This window comes from Streptomyces sp. LZ34 (assembly GCF_053890475.1).
This window is the reverse complement of the sequence record NZ_CM132680.1, coordinates 10532851-10548432: the sequence shown is the minus strand read 5'-3', so window position 1 is coordinate 10548432 and position 15582 is coordinate 10532851. Positions and strand designations below refer to the sequence as shown.

General features: G+C 68.3%; 9 protein-coding genes and 9 pseudogenes. 11 read left to right on the top strand and 7 right to left on the bottom strand.

Annotated elements, in window-relative coordinates; all coding sequences use genetic code 11:
• Nucleotides 1-33: 33 nt before the first annotated feature.
• Nucleotides 34-1263 (top strand): TIGR02679 family protein, encoded by a 1230-nt coding sequence (locus ACWY4P_RS45390; RefSeq protein ID WP_456206685.1) that lies wholly within the window; start codon nucleotides 34-36, stop codon nucleotides 1261-1263.
• Nucleotides 1264-1923: 660 nt separating this feature from the next.
• Here ACWY4P_RS45390 and ACWY4P_RS45385 read toward each other — a convergent pair.
• The 3 genes and pseudogenes from ACWY4P_RS45385 to ACWY4P_RS45375 form a co-directional block, all read right to left on the bottom strand.
• On the bottom strand, nucleotides 1924-3033 hold the full coding sequence (locus ACWY4P_RS45385; RefSeq protein WP_043488942.1) for a hypothetical protein: 1110 nt from the start codon (nucleotides 3031-3033) through the stop codon (nucleotides 1924-1926).
• A gap of 1067 nt (nucleotides 3034-4100) precedes the next feature.
• The gene (locus ACWY4P_RS45380; RefSeq protein ID WP_257569159.1) at nucleotides 4101-4466 is read right to left on the bottom strand and encodes a hypothetical protein; all 366 of its coding nucleotides are present in this window, start codon (nucleotides 4464-4466) and stop codon (nucleotides 4101-4103) included.
• A 157-nt stretch (nucleotides 4467-4623) separates the two neighbouring features.
• Nucleotides 4624-4794 (bottom strand): annotated as a pseudogene (locus ACWY4P_RS45375) (transposase); the annotation flags it as partial.
• A 569-nt stretch (nucleotides 4795-5363) separates the two neighbouring features.
• Between ACWY4P_RS45375 and ACWY4P_RS45370 the strand changes: the two are divergent.
• The 5 genes and pseudogenes from ACWY4P_RS45370 to ACWY4P_RS45350 form a co-directional block, all read left to right on the top strand.
• Nucleotides 5364-5615 (top strand): hypothetical protein, encoded by a 252-nt coding sequence (locus tag ACWY4P_RS45370; protein WP_456206684.1) that lies wholly within the window; start codon nucleotides 5364-5366, stop codon nucleotides 5613-5615.
• Nucleotides 5616-5706: 91 nt separating this feature from the next.
• Nucleotides 5707-5862 (top strand): hypothetical protein, encoded by a 156-nt coding sequence (locus ACWY4P_RS45365; RefSeq protein ID WP_456206683.1) that lies wholly within the window; start codon nucleotides 5707-5709, stop codon nucleotides 5860-5862.
• Between the two features lie 60 nt (nucleotides 5863-5922).
• Nucleotides 5923-6085 (top strand): annotated as a pseudogene (locus ACWY4P_RS45360) (helix-turn-helix domain-containing protein); the annotation flags it as partial.
• A 170-nt stretch (nucleotides 6086-6255) separates the two neighbouring features.
• Nucleotides 6256-6660, top strand: a pseudogene (locus ACWY4P_RS45355) (integrase core domain-containing protein); the annotation flags it as partial.
• Nucleotides 6661-6923: 263 nt separating this feature from the next.
• A pseudogene (locus ACWY4P_RS45350) lies at nucleotides 6924-8084 on the top strand (IS110 family RNA-guided transposase); the annotation flags it as partial.
• On the opposite strand, the pseudogene ACWY4P_RS45345 reads toward ACWY4P_RS45350, so the two are convergent.
• Both ACWY4P_RS45345 and ACWY4P_RS45340 read right to left on the bottom strand, forming a co-directional pair.
• Nucleotides 8079-8548 (bottom strand): annotated as a pseudogene (locus ACWY4P_RS45345) (integrase); the annotation flags it as partial. The pseudogenes ACWY4P_RS45350 and ACWY4P_RS45345 overlap by 6 nt on opposite strands.
• A gap of 226 nt (nucleotides 8549-8774) precedes the next feature.
• Nucleotides 8775-8864: pseudogene (locus ACWY4P_RS45340) on the bottom strand (transposase); the annotation flags it as partial.
• Nucleotides 8865-9010: 146 nt separating this feature from the next.
• Here ACWY4P_RS45340 and ACWY4P_RS45335 point away from each other — a divergent pair.
• From ACWY4P_RS45335 to ACWY4P_RS45325, 3 genes are all read left to right on the top strand, one after another.
• On the top strand, nucleotides 9011-9931 hold the full coding sequence (locus ACWY4P_RS45335) for a dihydrodipicolinate synthase family protein (RefSeq protein WP_456206681.1): 921 nt from the start codon (nucleotides 9011-9013) through the stop codon (nucleotides 9929-9931).
• 153 nt (nucleotides 9932-10084) lie between these two features.
• Nucleotides 10085-11467 carry an MFS transporter gene (locus tag ACWY4P_RS45330; RefSeq protein ID WP_456206679.1) on the top strand — a complete coding sequence of 461 codons (1383 nt, stop codon included), beginning with the start codon at nucleotides 10085-10087 and terminating at the stop codon, nucleotides 11465-11467.
• 137 nt (nucleotides 11468-11604) lie between these two features.
• Nucleotides 11605-12648, top strand: coding sequence for a LacI family DNA-binding transcriptional regulator (locus ACWY4P_RS45325; protein WP_456206678.1), 1044 nt, complete (start codon nucleotides 11605-11607; stop codon nucleotides 12646-12648).
• Nucleotides 12649-12719: 71 nt separating this feature from the next.
• Here ACWY4P_RS45325 and ACWY4P_RS45320 read toward each other — a convergent pair.
• Nucleotides 12720-13406 (bottom strand): annotated as a pseudogene (locus ACWY4P_RS45320) (integrase core domain-containing protein); the annotation flags it as partial.
• 137 nt (nucleotides 13407-13543) lie between these two features.
• Between ACWY4P_RS45320 and ACWY4P_RS45315 the strand changes: the two are divergent.
• Nucleotides 13544-14634: pseudogene (locus ACWY4P_RS45315) on the top strand (integrase core domain-containing protein).
• A 102-nt stretch (nucleotides 14635-14736) separates the two neighbouring features.
• Nucleotides 14737-15084, top strand: a pseudogene (locus ACWY4P_RS45310) (transposase); the annotation flags it as partial.
• Here ACWY4P_RS45310 and ACWY4P_RS45305 read toward each other — a convergent pair.
• Nucleotides 15068-15547 carry a GNAT family N-acetyltransferase gene (locus tag ACWY4P_RS45305; protein ID WP_456213272.1) on the bottom strand — a complete coding sequence of 160 codons (480 nt, stop codon included), beginning with the start codon at nucleotides 15545-15547 and terminating at the stop codon, nucleotides 15068-15070. The pseudogene ACWY4P_RS45310 and the gene ACWY4P_RS45305 overlap by 17 nt on opposite strands.
• Between the last annotated feature and the right edge of the window lie 35 nt (nucleotides 15548-15582).

Here is a 15582-nt window from a genome sequence, read left to right as displayed (position 1 = left end):
CCAGCGCCGGTGCCTCAACAGCCCTGGGAACACATGCCCGCTGACCTCGACGGTGTCGACCGGGCCCGCCTCTGCCGGTTGCTCGGCCGGCCCGAGCTGAGCTGGCTGCTGGACCGCGCACGCCGACGACTGGCCCGCGGCGAGCCGCTGACCGGCCCGGTCGGCCTCACGGACCCCAGCCCCGCGCAACGCGAAGCCGTGGAGCGGATGCTGGGACGCGCGCCGGGGGCCGGACGGACACTGACCGTACGGTTTGATGCCGTGGACGGTGTGCTGCGCCACTCCGGTATCAGTCCCCAGGGGCTGGAGCCCGCCGTGCTCGCCCTCACCGGCCCCGTGGAGATGACCAGCGAAACCCAGGCCCGTCAGGCACGCATGTGGGACGAGGTCTACAGCCCGCTGGACATGCTCGGACCGGATCTGGCCGAATGGCGCGACCGACTGCGCCGCGACGGGCTCGTACGCCGCCTGGAGCGCGACCCCGAGGCAGCCGCCGCACTGATCCGGAACACCGTGACGGCCCTGAGCGGACTCCCCGCCGAGCCCGCCATGTCCCTGCCCGCTTTCGCGGCCCAGGTGCTGGGCGCCGCACACGCCCTGGACGACGGCACGCCGCTCGCCACCCTCGTCCTGTCCGGTGCCCGTGCGATGACCGGCTTCCCCGACGGTTCCGGGGCCGAATGGCGCCGCGAAGCATGGGCGGCAGCCGGACTTCTCAAGGACGACCTGTCCTCCACCGTCCTCACCTTGAACCTGCGGGGAACACCCGCCCTCGACTGGATGGCCGATGCCGGCGAACCCACCGTGCTCACCCTGCGCCAGCTCAGCCGCCGTCCGCCGGTGACCTCGGCCACGGTCATCCGGGTCTGCGAGAACCCTGCCGTGCTGTCCGCGGCAGCCGACGCCTACGGGCCCGCATGCCCTCCCCTGATCTGCCTCCAAGGCCAGCCCTCGGCCGCGGCCGTCACCCTGCTGCGCCGACTCCACGACCAAGGAGCCGACCTTCTGTACCACGGTGACTTCGACTGGGGCGGCCTGCGCATCGCGACAGGTCTGCTACGCCGCGTCCCCTGGAAGCCCTGGCGCTTCACCGCCGCCGACTACCGCAACGCCGCCAAGGCCGCCCCGCTCGCCGGACCGCTCACGGGCACCCCCGCCGACTCCCCCTGGGACCCCTTGCTGGCCCCGGCCCTCACCGCACTCGGGGTACGCGTTGAGGAGGAAACAGTGCTGACCGACCTGCTGTCCGACCTCATCGAATGAGGCATTCTCATACGATGAGGCAGCGGTGGCAGGTGATCCGCCCCTGCTCCTCGGAGCGACGGTGCGGAGGTCGTGCACTGCGGGGCTCCAACCCGCGACCGCCCCATTCGCCGCCCGCTGCGGCCGGCGCCCCACCGGGCTGCCGCACCTGATCACCTTCCAGAGACAGAGCGACAGTACATTCCGCTCACCAGAAGACGTGAAAACTGCCCAGCACTCAGAACAAACACCGTTGCAGTATTAGGTCCTCATCACTCCCGGAGGGGTCGCAACAGTGCACGGGGCGCCAGATGCCGGACATCTCCGCAGCTCGTCCTCATCGCCCCTGAAGGGGTCGCAACCCGAGCGTGTTCATGGTGGGCGGCCTGGTGGTCATCGTCCTCATCAACTCTTGGTGGTCCAGCAGGTGCGGCTCGTCGATCGCGACCGCGGTGCGTCCGCGTTCGTCGACCTCCGCGGCCAGCGGCGGACGCCTGAACTGACGGGCATTCACCTCGCGCGGTTCCTACTGGACCCGTGCGAGGTATCGGTGGAGGTCACGGAGTACCTGGCGGGTCGGCTGGAGATCGCCGACGCCGGAGCATCACCTGCTGGAACTGGAGCTGGCGGCCGCCGCCGAAGTCCGGCAGACGGCGGCGCAGCCGCTGACTGGGGAACGGCTCACTGGATCAGCTCGATGTGCGGATGGTCCGGGGATACCGGGCAGACGTGCAGCTGCAGATCGTAGCCTCGGGCGAGGTCGAGCATGGTCGGGTTGTGCGGTTCGGGATGGGTGGTGGATGACAGAGAGCGGGCTCGGTCCTCGTCGGGAATCCAGTCGGGATAGTTGGAGTTCCATTCGCCCGAGGCGATGGTCAGCAGCGGATCCATCTCGGTGCCGCATGAGGGGCAGAGCCGGGGTAGGGGATCGGTGAGGCCCCAACGGGTCCATCCACCGACCTTCCAGCCGGGAGCGACGGACATCCTGCCCGTGTAGAGCTCGTTGTAGAAATCCTTCGAGTAGGGCGTGTCAGAGCTGTCCAGCGGGTACGGCGTGTTGTCAAAGCTGTCCAGAGCGGCGCCGGCCGCCTGCCACCTGCGCCAGTCCTCCAGCTGCCGCTGGAGCTCCTTGCCCAGTTCCATGATGTTGGGGTATTCGGTGATCTGCTCCGGCGCGAGCAGGCACGGCTCCGGCAGGTAGCCGGGGAACTGGATCGCGGGCGGCTCGGGGGGTGTGTCGAGGATGTCGGTGACTGTGGCGGCGGACCGCCAGAACAGCGCGGTCTCGGGCTGCGCGGGGTGGTCGAAGGGGCACCACAGCACTTGGAGCAGATCTGCCTCGGCCTGCTTGGGCGGGCGCAGCAAGGGGACGTCGCGTACGTACAACTGGGCCACGGGCAGCATGGCGATCGGGCCCTCGGGCCACGGGCGGCCGGCCTTGATCCGCTCCTCGATCGCCAGCTCCTCGGGCGTGTACCGGGTCCCCGGGGGATCGCCGCCCGGCCGGTTCGCCACCGCTGCCCGGATGCGTCGCCGCTGCCGCACGTCCTCGGGCGAGAGGATCTCGTTCCACCCGTCCCACTCGTGCGGTCCCTCGCAGTGCGGCCACGGCTCGTCGGCGGGCCACAGCAGCGGCCCGCCGACGGAGCTGTCGTACGGCGTGGGCGACCCGGGGCGGGGATGCAGCCGGGTCGCCGTGCGTGCCAGCGGGGCCAGTTGCGGGGCGACCGCGGTGACGTCGACCAGCCGCGGCGGGGTGGTACGGATACGGAGTGCGGCGGCAATGCTCATTGCCCGCTCGGCGCACACCGACCGGATCTCGTCCAGCAGCTCGGGGTAGTGCTCGCCGTACGTGTTCAGCGCATGCCACACCGCGTCCAGTGCTGCTATGAGCGGGGCGGGCTTGGCGGCGGCGAGCACGGCGGGAAGAGCGAAGTGCGGCTGTGAGATCCGTCCCGGGGTGCGCGGCGTAACGGCAAGGGGCACCACGACGACCTTGCGCCCTGTGTCCGCGAACGGCGGCGGGACGTACGGCGGCCACTCCGGAGGTATCGCTTCGAGCACCGTCCTGTCCGGTACACGAGGGTCGGAGCGCAGGGCCTCCCACATCCGGGCCGGGTCGTCGAACGGCGGCGGCAGAGGGCGTCCCTCTGCCGACTCCGAGAGCGCCTGGGCGACCCACGGCACATCGGTCAGGCCCGCAGCCTCGCAGGCCCGCCGCGCGGCCAGCAATGCCACTGCACGCTGGACCTCGGGACCCACGACATCGAGGGCGTGCACCAGGTCGCTGTCGAAGCGGAGCAGACCGAGGACGTTGCTCTCGCGGGCACCGCGCAGCCTCTCGCTCGGCAGCCGCCCGCCCCACTCCCACTCCTCGTGGTGCAGGCGGCGCCCCTCGGCGGCTTGTTCGGCCCGCTCCTCGGCGGCCCGTTGGAACACCTGGCGAGTCAGGCGTTCGGCCTCGGCGAGCTGCTCGGGCGTACGCGCCGTCCGGCGCACGTTCCAGTGCAGGTCCCCGGCCATCCGCGAGGTGTGGCGGATCACCTCGTCCGGGCGGGGTGGGGCAGGCCAGAACTGCAGGAGGTAGCTGTCCGCCCGGGACTCCCCGGCCACTCTGGTGGAGAGTTCCCGTCCCTCGTCCATCCCCCGGGCGCAGTACCGGACCCGGTAGTCGGTCCGGGCGAGACCCAGGTCCCACGCGGCCTCGCCGTCCCCCTGCACCAAACTTGTGCGTTCCGACTCGGGGCGGAAGGACACCTCCATCACGTCATCCCAGACCGGGTCCAGCACAGGGGCTGCGTCGTGGACTTCCACGACAAAGCCGACGTCGCCCGCGTACAGCCCGGTGGACAGGACGATCACACCTGGGACCGCAGCCCCGCACAACCCCCCGATCTGGTACGCGAGCGCCTTGGCGAGGTCAGGTCTGGCGCTGTCCGGATCGCTCTCGACGTAGATCTGACGATCGTGAACACGCACCTCGCCTGCGACCGGCCTACGCACAGCACTCCCCTCGTCGAGGACGGTCTCAAAGCCCCTGTCGGGCAGGCCGTCACGTGCCCCGCATCATGCCGCAGGCCACTGACAACACGGCCGACGACGCCGCGAGGCCGACGGTGACATCGATGATGCGGCCACTGACGCAAGAGGGTGTCGGTCACGATGTGCCGTTTGCGGCCCGGCACCTTCTTGCCGCCGTCGTAACCGCGTGAGGCTGCCGACACCGTCGCGGCGGCCCGCACCGACTGCGCGTCGATGCCCCCGCCGTGGGCCCTGCCTCGCGGCCCTCCCGTTCACGGACTTCCCGCGCAGCCGGTCGTGGAAGTCTGTGATCAGCCCGCGCTCGCGCCAGCGGCGGAAGAAGGCGCGGACCCGACCCCAGCCGGGAAAGTCCGCGGGCATCGCCCGCCACGAGATCCCGCCCGTGACCAGGTGACGGATCACGTCCAGCAGCTGCCGGTGACAGTGACCCTCGGGCCATCCGCCCCTCCCCCAAAGCCAGGCCGGCACCGGCAGCAGAGGCCGGACGGCCGCCCATTCCGCGTCCGACATGTCGGAGGGATACCGGCGTTCCCGGTCCCGGCGGCCGACCGCGTTGCCGTACGCGTGCGCGAGGTGATCACACGATCGTGCAGCCGCGTTGGACGGGAGGCGTTCGGAGGCGTACAACAACGACATCAGGGCCTCCCGGCACTGCTCGGTTGGATTCGCATCCTCGAGCTACCGAGAGGCCCCGTCTTCATGCGCGTACGACGGGAAGATCACCCCGGCGAAAAACCTGTTCGACCCGCACGTTCCATGATCGGTTCAGATACGGCTTCTGACGCCCGCAGCCGGGCCCTGAGCAGGGCCGGTCCCGTGCTCTGGGACGCAATGCCGGACACACCCACGATCTCGGTGTGCACGAACGGCTCGGGAGCCGGCCAGGCCAGGCGGCATAGCGCAAATGCCGCCGCTGGCGAGATGGATGGGCGATAGGCTGATGCAGGACGTGCGCAGGGTGAGGGAAGGGGCTGACCATGACAGTGCCGCATACAGAGAGTGACGGCCCACTGATCACCAGGCCTGCCCTCACACTCCCTGCGTTGCGCCAGGCCGTGGCTACGGTAGTGCCATCCCGCTTGCCGGAGTTCTTCGAAGACATGCAGAAGGCGTTTATCCGGGCGGGCGAGGAGGACAGCGTCGTGCCGATCCGGATGTTCTACCGCCAGTGGGGGGTGATTGTGGAGATCGAGCGGCACCCCCAGACAGCCCGACGGCTGCACGCGGCCGAAGCCTCCATGGACAGCGACGATGCCGACGTGCGGGCCCGCGCCATCCACGAGGCAGGGGAGATCGTACGGGCGGCGCACCGAGAGGTCGCTGGTGGCTGACTGGCGCTGGGAAGCCGACCCGGACAATCTCCTCGAAGACCTGCCGCCCCAGGCACGTGCCCACGCTGAACAGCTTGCACAGGAAATCGCCGTGCGTGAGTCCATGGTTTTCCTCGAAGGCCCCTCGTACACCGGCTCCAGCCCCGGGCTGCGCACCGAGGCCCAGGGACAGCTCATGCTCACCTATCTGACCGATGTCCGCGGCGAGCGCATCGTGGTGCTCCAAGCAACCTGGTTCGGCTACTGACCTTGCTGGCGTGATGTCGCGGCGGCTGACAAGTTGTGGTAGTCGCGGTAAGCCGATCATATGAGGTATTTACAAAGAGGCGGGCTGACCACGGAGCGACGGGTGTTTCGCGAGCACATCCGGATGCAGGCAGCCGGGTTATTCCCTGGGACACGACAATGCCGTGGTCGCCAAGCAGTTACGTGTCAGCGTGCGGTCGGTACAGCGGTGGCACCAGGCATGGGTGTACGTGCCAGAAACCTCGTCTGTGCTGGTCAGGGAGCCTGAGCGCTGCAGCGGGGCCCGCCGGTCAACCGTGACGGTAGAGGACCCATCCTCTGCCGTTCAGGAATGCGTCGCTGCAGGTCGTAGGCGGTCTGGCGGGGTCTGCGGGCGCGTTGGGACCATGTCCAGGTGATCGTCTCACTGGTGTATCAGGTCACACGAAAGCTGCTCTCGGTTCCAGCGGTGTTGCTGCGTCGGCAGACGGCCAGAGACGCTGAACTGCTCGTACTCCGGCACGAGAACGCGGTGCTGCGCAGGCAACTTGCGAGTCCGGTGCGGTACCAGTGGGCGGACCGGTTGTGGTTCGCGGCAGTGTCCTCGCTGATACCCCGGCGTCGCTGGGCGCAGGTGTTCCCCGTGACGCCAGGGACGTTGATCCGCTGGCATCGGCGTCTCGTTGCATGCAGGTGGGACTACAGCGAGTGCCGGAGCAGGCCGGGCCGGCCAGCGACAGCGGAAGCCGTGAAGGAGTTGGTGCTGCGGCTGGCGCGGGAGAACCCGCGCTGGGGCTGCCGCAGAATCCAGGGGGAACTCTGCGGGTGCCGATAAATCATCCGCGCAGCTCAGGTGGCTCTACCTTCTTGATTGGGCTGGTCCTCCCATTCGTAGGGTGAGGGTGCCCAGGGGAGCTGGGTGTGGCTCTCAGGTGGCTGCCGACCATGGCTCAGCATGCTTCGCCGCCCGGCTCCCCACGACGACTCGGCCGCCGATTGGGAAGTGCGAACAGGTCGCTGTGTAGAGCAATGCCGGCGAGGTCGTCCGTGGTGTGCAAGACGAGTACGAACGACTGGAGCACGATGAGCCGGATATGGGCGGGGACCGACTGCGGGAAGACCCACCACCACTGCCTGGTCCTGGACGCCGAGGGCGACACGCTGCTGTCGCGGCGAGTGGCCAACGACGAGCCGGAGCTGCTGAAGCTCCTCGGCGACGTCCTGGACCTGGCAGGGGGTGACCAGGTGACCTGGGCCCTGGATATGACAGGCGGTGAGCCTGCTCTGCTGATCGCCCTGCTGGTCAACCATGGCCAGGAGCTCGTCTACATCCCCGGCATCGCAGTCAACCGGGCCACCGACAGCTACCGCGGTGCTGGCAAGACCGACGCCCGCGATGCAGGGGTGATCGCCGATCAGGCCCGCATGCGGCGGGACCTGGAGCCGATCCGGCCTGGCGACGAAGCCGGCATCGAGCTGCGGTTGCTGACCGACCGCCGCATCGACCTGGTCGGAGACCGCACGCGCACCATCAACCGGCTCCGGTCCCTGCTGACCAGCATGTTCCCGGCCCTGGAGCGGGCTGTCGACCTCGGCGGAAGCACCGGTCCTTTGATCCTGCTGAGCGGCTACCAGACTCCCGCCGCGATCCGCCGGACAGGCACCCGGCGCCTGACGACGTGGTTGCGCAACCGGAAGGTCCGCGGTCCCGAAGCGCTCGCATCGAAGGCGGTCGAGGCCGCCGGGCGCCAGCACACCGCCGTTGCGGGTGAGCAGGCCATCGCCAAGATGGTGCACACCCTCGCGAAGGAGGTGATGGCCCTCAACGAGAAGATCACCGAGACCGACAAACTCATCGAGGGCCGGTTTCGCGAGCACGAACTCGCCGAGGTGATCTTGTCGATACCCGGCGTCGGAGCGATCCTGGGCGCCGAGTTCCTGGCCGGTATCGGGGGCAGCCTGGACGCCTTCCCCTCCCCGGACCGGCTCGCGGCCTTCGCTGGCGTCGCCCCTGCCCCGCGTGACTCCGGGCAGGTCAGCGGCAATCTGCACCGGCCACAGCGATACCATCGGCGGCTGCAACGCGTCTTCTACACCTCCGCACTCATCAGCATCCGCTGTGACCCCAACTCGCGCCGCTTCTACGACAGGAAGCGAGCCGAGGGCAAACGTCACATCCAGGCCGTGTTGGCCCTCGCCCGCCGTCGCGTCAACGTCTTCTGGGCTCTGATCCGTGACCGGCGTGCCATGATCGCGGAGGATCTCCCAGACCGTGGAGGCGGCGACTTTGATCCCCAGTGCGGCGAGTTCGCCGTGATCCGGCGATATCCCCACGAGGCATTTTCCCTGGCCAGACGCAGGACGAGGGCACGGATCGAGCGGATGGTGCGTGGGCGTCCACGCCGCTTGGGCATGCAGGTCGCGGCATGGCACCGCCTGAGCAGCTCCCGATGCCAGCGCAAGACCGTCTCGGGGCGGACCAGCAGCAGAAGGTGCCGCAGTCTGTCTTTGGGCAGGTGGCGCAGAAGGCCGGCGAGGACGGCGCGATCACTGTCATTGAAGGCAGGCTTGCCGACCTGACGCTGCAGGACCAGCAGTTGGTGCCGGAGCACCAGGATCTCGATGTCCTTGTCTCTGTCGCTCATCGGCAGGAGACGTAGGAACGCCAGGGTGTTGGTCACGGCGAGGTAGGCCAGGCGCAGCAGCACGAGAGATCATGATGCCGTTGGGGCCTTGTGCAGGTGAAGACGCCGGGGTGAGCGTCGGCCAAAGTCGAAAATCTCTGAACAGGCTCTCACCTGCGTGGATGATTTACCGGCACCCGCACAGTCGGTTTACAGTCCGCCAGTCCTGCCCCGCGATGAACAGCCGCGTCCTGGCAGCGAGATTTTGCGTCCTTCAGCCGACCGTCGTCACAGCGAGGCCGGTAGATCATCGACAGCGTTCGCCACTCTTGTAGCAGGTCAACGCGGCGATCGAGATCCGACGGCCGGAACGGCCGCGGATCCTGATCACGGGAGCGCGGGCACGGCAGACCCAGGCCCGTTGCCCCGTGAGCGACGTAACGCGGACGTTTCGTCGGACCCCTTTTTCTTCCGCCACCCCTCTTGACGGTTCGCACGGCAAGGTTGTGCAATCGATTCCGTCATCGATTCCACAAGGAGTGTGTCATGGACCCCATGGATCTGCGCGGCCTCGTCCCGGCCCCCGTCACCGCGTTCACGGCGGACGGCGAGGTGGACCACGCCGCCAACGCCGATCTGGCGCGGTGGCTGGTCTCCGTGGAGGGGGTCAAGGGGCTGGTCTGTCTCGGCCACGCCGGCGAGGGCACGTACCTGACCGCCGAGGAGCAGGTGGCGCTCATCCGTACGCTCGTCGAGGCGGTTGGTGACCGGGTGCCGATCATCGCGGGCATCACCGGTGAGGGCACCAAGGTCGCGGCCCTGGAGGCCCGTCGCGCGGCGGACGCCGGTGCGATCGGCGCCCTGGTCTACCCCTCGCACGGATGGTTGCGGTTCGGGTTCCAGAAGGGCGCGCCGCAGGAGCGCTACCGGGCCATCCACGAGGAGTCCGGCCTGCAGAACATCCTGTTCCAGTACCCGGACGTCACCAAGGCGACGTACGACCTGGAGACCCAGCTGGAGATCGCCGCCCAGCCCGGCACCGTCGCGACCAAGAACGGTGTGCGCAACATGCGCCGCTGGGACACAGAGATCCCGGTGCTGCGGGAGAACTTCCCCGACCTGCAGATCCTCACCTGCCACGACGAGTACCTGCTGCACACCATGTTCGACGTCGACGGCGCCCTGGTCGGCTACGGCGGCCTGGCCCCCGAACCGCTCGTCGAGTTCATCGCGGCCGGCAAGGCCAAGGACTATGCCAAGGCGCGCGAGATCCACGACCGCCTGCTGCCCGTGACCAGGGCGGTCTACCACCGCGGCTCGCACATGGAGGGCACCGTCGCGCTCAAGATCGGCCTGGTGGCTCGTGGCATCCTCAAGGACGCCACCGTCCGCCCGCCGCTGCAGCCGCTTGCCGACGGCGCGGTCGCCGAGATCGAGCTCGCGCTCAAGCACGCCAAGCTCATCTGACCGACAGCCGCCGCACGCCTCACGTCCTCGGCCCGGAACTCCCCTGCCGGGCTCTGGCAGGATCGGCAGCACGAGCTGCCGATCCTGCGCCCCACCCGTCGGCACGCACCGCTCACCGCCTGCCGGCCCCCCACCTCAACGGCGAGGAACCACATGACAACCTTTGTCGCCGACGGAGGAGCAGCACGGGCCACGAACGCCGCACTCGTCGCCCGCCTCGAACGTCTTCCCGTCACACGCCGCCTGATGCTGATCCGCGTCATCGTCGGCAGCGCCACCTTCTTCGACGCCTACACCGTGCTGGCGATCGCCTTCGCGATGCCGAAACTGGTCGACGAATGGCACCTCAGCGCTTCCCAGGTCGGTTTGATCCTGTCGGCCGGCTACTTGGGCCAGCTGATCGGCGCGCTCGTCTTCGGATGGCTGGCGGAGAGGATCGGCCGCCTCCACACGCTGCTCATCACCATCGTGCTCTTCGTCTCGATGGACATCGCGTGCCTGTTCGCCTGGAGCGGTGCGTCGATGATGGTGTTCCGCTTTGTCCAGGGCATCGGAACCGGCGGTGAGGTGCCGGTGGCCAGCGCCTACATCAACGAGTTCATCGGCGCCCGCAAACGAGGCCGCTTCTTCCTCCTGTACGAGGTCATCTTCCCGGTCGGGTTGATGTTCGCCGGCATCGCCGGATACTTCCTGGTGCCGACGTACGGCTGGAAGGCCATGTTCATCGTCGGTGTGATCCCGTCGGTGCTCGCCATCCCCCTGCGCTGGCTGATGCCGGAGTCGCCGCGCTGGCTGGCCTCCAAGGGGCGTACTGAGGAGGCCGACGCCGTCGTCAGGAAGCTGGAGGACGACGCCGTCAGGCAAGGCCTCCCCCTGCCCGAGCCCGTTATCCGCCCGCTCAACACCAAGGCCACCACCCGCTCCGACTGGCGGGAGCTGTTCAAGGGCATCTATCGGAAGCGGACCCTCATGATCTGGGTCCTGTGGGCCTGCGTCTACATGATCAACAACGGTCTGGTCACCTGGCTGCCCACCCTCTACAAACAGGTCTTCAAGCTGCCACTGGAGACCAGCCTCGCCTACGGATGGATCACCTCGGGCGTCGGCGTCGTCGCCTCCGTCATCTGCGCCTTGCTGATCGACAAGGTCGGCCGCAAACGCTGGTACTCCGCGGCCTTCCTGGCGGCAACCGTGCCGCTGCTCATCCTCACGGCACTGGGAGCCACCACAGCCACCCAGGTCGTCATCCTCGCCCCCATCGCCTACGCGATCCTGCAGACCATCTCCTTCTCGCTTTACCTCTACTCCGCCGAGCTCTACCCGACCCGGCTACGCGCGATCGGCACCGGCTTCGGCAGCGCCTGGCTCAGAGCCGGTTCGTCCGTCGGCCCGATCATGGTCGGCTGGATCGTCGCCGACCTCGGCATCCGCTACGTCTTCACAGCCTTCGCCGCAGTAGCGCTCATCGGTGGCCTGGTCACAATGGCCTTCGCGATCGAGACCAAGGGCAGAGTCCTGGAGGAACTGTCACCCTGAGCAGCCGCCCGTCCCGTCCGCTCCATTGCACACGGCTCGTGCGGACGGGACGAGCCGTGTGCAATCGATTCCCTGCCGGCTTGCACAACGGGTAGGATTCACGTGCCGAAGGGGCCACGAGAGAGGACGCGGGGAGCATGAGCGGGCCGGAACGCGACGACTCCACGGCTCCGGCAGCCGGGAGCAAGCCGCCGACCATCGCGGACGTCGCCCGCGCTGCCAAGGTCAGCCCGTCCACCGTCTCACGCGCCCTCAACCGCGAGCACCGCTTCTACCGCAGCCCCTCCGCCGCACGGATCCGCGAGATCGCCACCGAGATCGGCTACGCACCCAACCCCGTCGCCGCCAACCTCCGCCGGCAGCAGACCAACACCATCGGCGTTCTGGTGCCCCGCCTCACCGACACCGTGATGGCCATGCTCTACGAAGAGATCGCCGCCGCCAGCCTCAAACGCGGATACCACACACTCGTGGCCACCACCCACGACGACCCCGACCTCGAACGCGACAACGGCGACGTCCTCCTCCAGCGCCGCGTCGACGGCCTCGTACTCACCACCGCCCGCACCGACGGCGGCTTCTCCCAGGACCTCACGCACAAGGGCATCCCGCACGTCCTGGCCCTGCGAACGTACGGGGACAGCGCAGCGGCGGTGGGCGACGACCGTCTCGGCGGCTACCTCGCCACCCGGCACCTCATCGACCTCGGCCACCGGCGCATCGCCCTGATCGCCGGACCCACCTACGCATCCAGCGCCCTCGGCCGCCGCGCCGGATACGAGGAGGCGCTGCGCGAGGCGGGCCTCCCCTTTGACGAGGCACTCATCCTCCCCTCCACCTTCAGCATGGAGAGCGGCGAAGAAGCAGGCCAGCACCTGCTGACCCGCACCCCACGCCCCACCGCGGTCTTCGCCGTCAACGACAACACCGCCATCGGCGTCCTCGCGTCCGTCCAGCGCGCCGGTCTGCGCGTACCCGAGGATCTCTCCATCGTCGGCTACAACGACATCCCTCTCGCCACCCGGCTGGCCGTGCCCCTGACCACTGTCCGCGTCCCCTTCGACGCCATCGCCGCGGCCGCCGTCGACCAGCTCATCGACCTCATCGCCGGCGTCCCCACGAGCACCCGGACCTTCGCCCCCACGCTCATCCCCCGGCGCACCACGGCACGCGCCGCGTGACCGCAGGCGGCAACGAGTTGCGGCAGGGGTGCAGCTGGATCGTGTGCCGCTCGAATAGTCATCGCTGCGTGTCATGCCGCATATTTGTACTCGTTGATGAGGCCGCCAAGGATCCGGGTGCGCAGGACTTTGCTGGTGCTGAGGCCATGCGCCGCGGCGGGTTGTTCGGGGGCGTCGGGTGGTAGCTGGTTGCGGGCCTGGTGAGGTCGGTGTTCGTTGTACTGCCGCTCGTAGGCCGCGAGGACGTGGCGGGCGTGGGCCCCGTTCATGATGAGGACGTGGTCGAGGGCTTCGCGTCGGATGCTGCCGATGATGCGTTCGCAGCGCGCGTTCATGCGGGGAGCCTGTGGCGCACTGTTGAGGATCTCCATCTCCTCGGCCCGAAAGACGGCGTCGAAGGCCTCGCCGTACTTGCCATCGCGGTCGCGCAGCAAGAAGCGCAGGGACTCGATGCGTATGCCCAGGGCGGCGGTGAGATGCCGCGCCTGCTGCACCGCCCAGTCCCGGGTCGGGTGGGCGGTGACCCCGATGATGCGCAGTCGCCGGGTGCCGTGCTCGAGGAACACCAGCGCATACATCCGCCTGCCGAGGGCGGTGTCGATGTGGAAGAAGTCTGCCGCGATGATGCCCTCGGCTTGCGCGGTCAGGAACTGGCGCCAGGAGGGACCTGAGCGACGTGGAGAAGGGTCGATGCCGGCCGCGTGGAGGATCTCCCACACCGTCGAGGCGGCGATCCGATGCCCGAGTCGGGTCAACTCTGTAGGTGCCGGATATTACGTCCGTGCAGGTCGCGCACTGTCGGTGAGCTTGGAGAAAGGCCAACGCGATCGCTAGTTCCTCCCCTGGACCAAGACCGGGTGTAGCCCGTCCGTACCGACCAGCGAGATGCTTGACTGTGCTGCTGCGACTCCTCTACCTCACCCTGTCGACCGTGTTCACGTTCGTACGGCTCGTACCGATGAGCGATCGCGAGAAGGACCTGGAGATTCTGGGGCTGCGCCACCAAGTCGCCGTGCTGCAGCGCACGGTAGACCGTCCGCAGTTGACCTGGCCCGACCGGGCACTCTAGCGGCCCTGCTACACCGCTTCCCTCGAGCACGGCTCCGCCGACTCCGCCTGATCGTCTCTCCAGACACTCTCCTGCGCTGGCACCGCGACCTGCTCCGCCGCCGCCACGCGAAGGCCTCCCGTCCCAAACGCCGCGGCCGGCCACGTACCGTCCGCTCCATCCGGGTCCTGGTTCTGCGCCTTGTACGGGAGAATCCGAGCTGGGGCTACCGGCGCATGCACGGCGAACTCTCCGCCCTCGGTACCAAGGTCGCCGCCTCCACCGTGTGGAGCATTCTCAAAGAACACGGCATCCCGCCCGCACCCCAGCGGGAACACACAACCTGGGCGGCCTTCTTACGCTCGCAGGCCGACGCCATCCTCGCCGCCGACTTCTTCGAAACCAAGACCCTGACCGGGGCGACGCCGTACGTCCTCGCCGTCATCGAACACGCCAGCCGACGCATCCGCATCCTCGGCGCAACCGCCCACCCGACCGCGGCATGGGTGACCCAACTCGCCCGGAACATGGTCATGGACCTCCACGACGCAAACGCCAGGGCGAAGTACCTGATCCGGGACCGGGACGCCCGCTACCCAGCTGCCTTCGACGCAGCCCTGCAGGCCGAGGGCATCAAGGTCATCCAGACCGGCGCCCGGATACCCCGCACGAACGCCATCACGGAACGATGGGTACGGTCATGCCGGGCCGAGCTCCTCGACCGCACCCTCATATGGAACGAGACCCACCTGCTCCACGCACTACGCGAGTACGAGCAGTTCTACAACGATCACAGACCCCACCGCACCCTCAAAGGCGCCGCGCCTCTCCGCCCGCTACCCGCGCCGATCGTCCAACCGAACAGGCTCGCCCACCTCAACGTCCGCCGACGCGACCGCCTCAGCGGCATCCTCCACGAGTACCACCATGTCGCATGACCTGCACGGACGTACTTCTCGGCACCTACAAGGCCAGTCGCAGCAACACGGTCGATCATCTTGCCGCGGTGAGCGCCGGCCTCGCGAGAGCGCCCGTTCAGGCGACTTCGCCGGTCGGCCTCCGGTACACCATGCGCACCGCATCCCACCAGGGCGAATGATATTTTCGGCAAGCACAACGCGTCCCGCAAGAACCGCGCCTATCTGCGGCGTCGCGGTATCCGCTGCACCATTCCGGACAAGGCCGACCAGGTCCGCAACCGCAAGAAGCGCGGGTCCAGCGGTGGCCGGCCACCGAAGTTCGACCCAGAGGACTACAAGGCCCGGCACGCGGTCGAGTGCGGCATCAATCGCCTCAAGAGACATCGAGCCGTGGCCACCAGGTACGACAAACTCGCGGTCCTCTACGAGGCTACCGTCCTCGTAGCCGCGATCAACGAGTGGTTGTGACGTACTGGTCCGACGACAACTCGAACACCCGCACTCGCCGACCGCAGGTGGGATTGACGGTCTCACGGACCGGATGCATCCCCAGTTTGGTCATGATCCGTTCGGAGGCGTCGTTGCCCACTTGAGTGATGCTGACGATCCGCTCCAGCCCTCGCTCTTCGAACCCGAACCGTACAGCGGCCGCAGCGGCCTCGGTGGCCAAGCCCTGCCCCCAGTGGGAACGTCCCAGCCGCCAGCCGACCTCAACCGCCGGCAGTACCTCCGGCAAGAAGTCGGGCACCGAAAGGCCGGTGAACCCGGCCAGCTCGCCAGTGGACCGGATCTCCACGGCGAACAGGCCGAAGCCCTGTGACTCCCACTCGCTCTCCCATGCCTGGACCCCGCCGCGAGTCTGCTGTTCGTCACGGACGCTGCCGTCACGGATCCACCGCATGACCTCGGGGTCGGCATTGACAGCAACCATGGGCGCAACGTCTTCCTCGCGCCAGCGACGCAGGA

Excerpts from the sequence above, each read along its gene's own strand:
- ACWY4P_RS45390 (WP_456206685.1), top strand. The coding sequence starts at position 34 with ATGCCCGCTGACCTCGACGGTGTCGACCGGGCCCGCCTCTGCCGGTTG.
- ACWY4P_RS45330 (WP_456206679.1), top strand. The coding sequence starts at position 10,085 with ATGACAACCTTTGTCGCCGACGGAGGAGCAGCACGGGCCACGAACGCC.
- ACWY4P_RS45325 (WP_456206678.1), top strand. The coding sequence starts at position 11,605 with ATGAGCGGGCCGGAACGCGACGACTCCACGGCTCCGGCAGCCGGGAGC.
- ACWY4P_RS45335 (WP_456206681.1), top strand. The coding sequence starts at position 9,011 with ATGGACCCCATGGATCTGCGCGGCCTCGTCCCGGCCCCCGTCACCGCG.
- ACWY4P_RS45305 (WP_456213272.1), bottom strand. The coding sequence starts at position 15,547 with ATGGTTGCTGTCAATGCCGACCCCGAGGTCATGCGGTGGATCCGTGAC.
- ACWY4P_RS45385 (WP_043488942.1), bottom strand. The coding sequence starts at position 3,033 with ATGAGCATTGCCGCCGCACTCCGTATCCGTACCACCCCGCCGCGGCTG.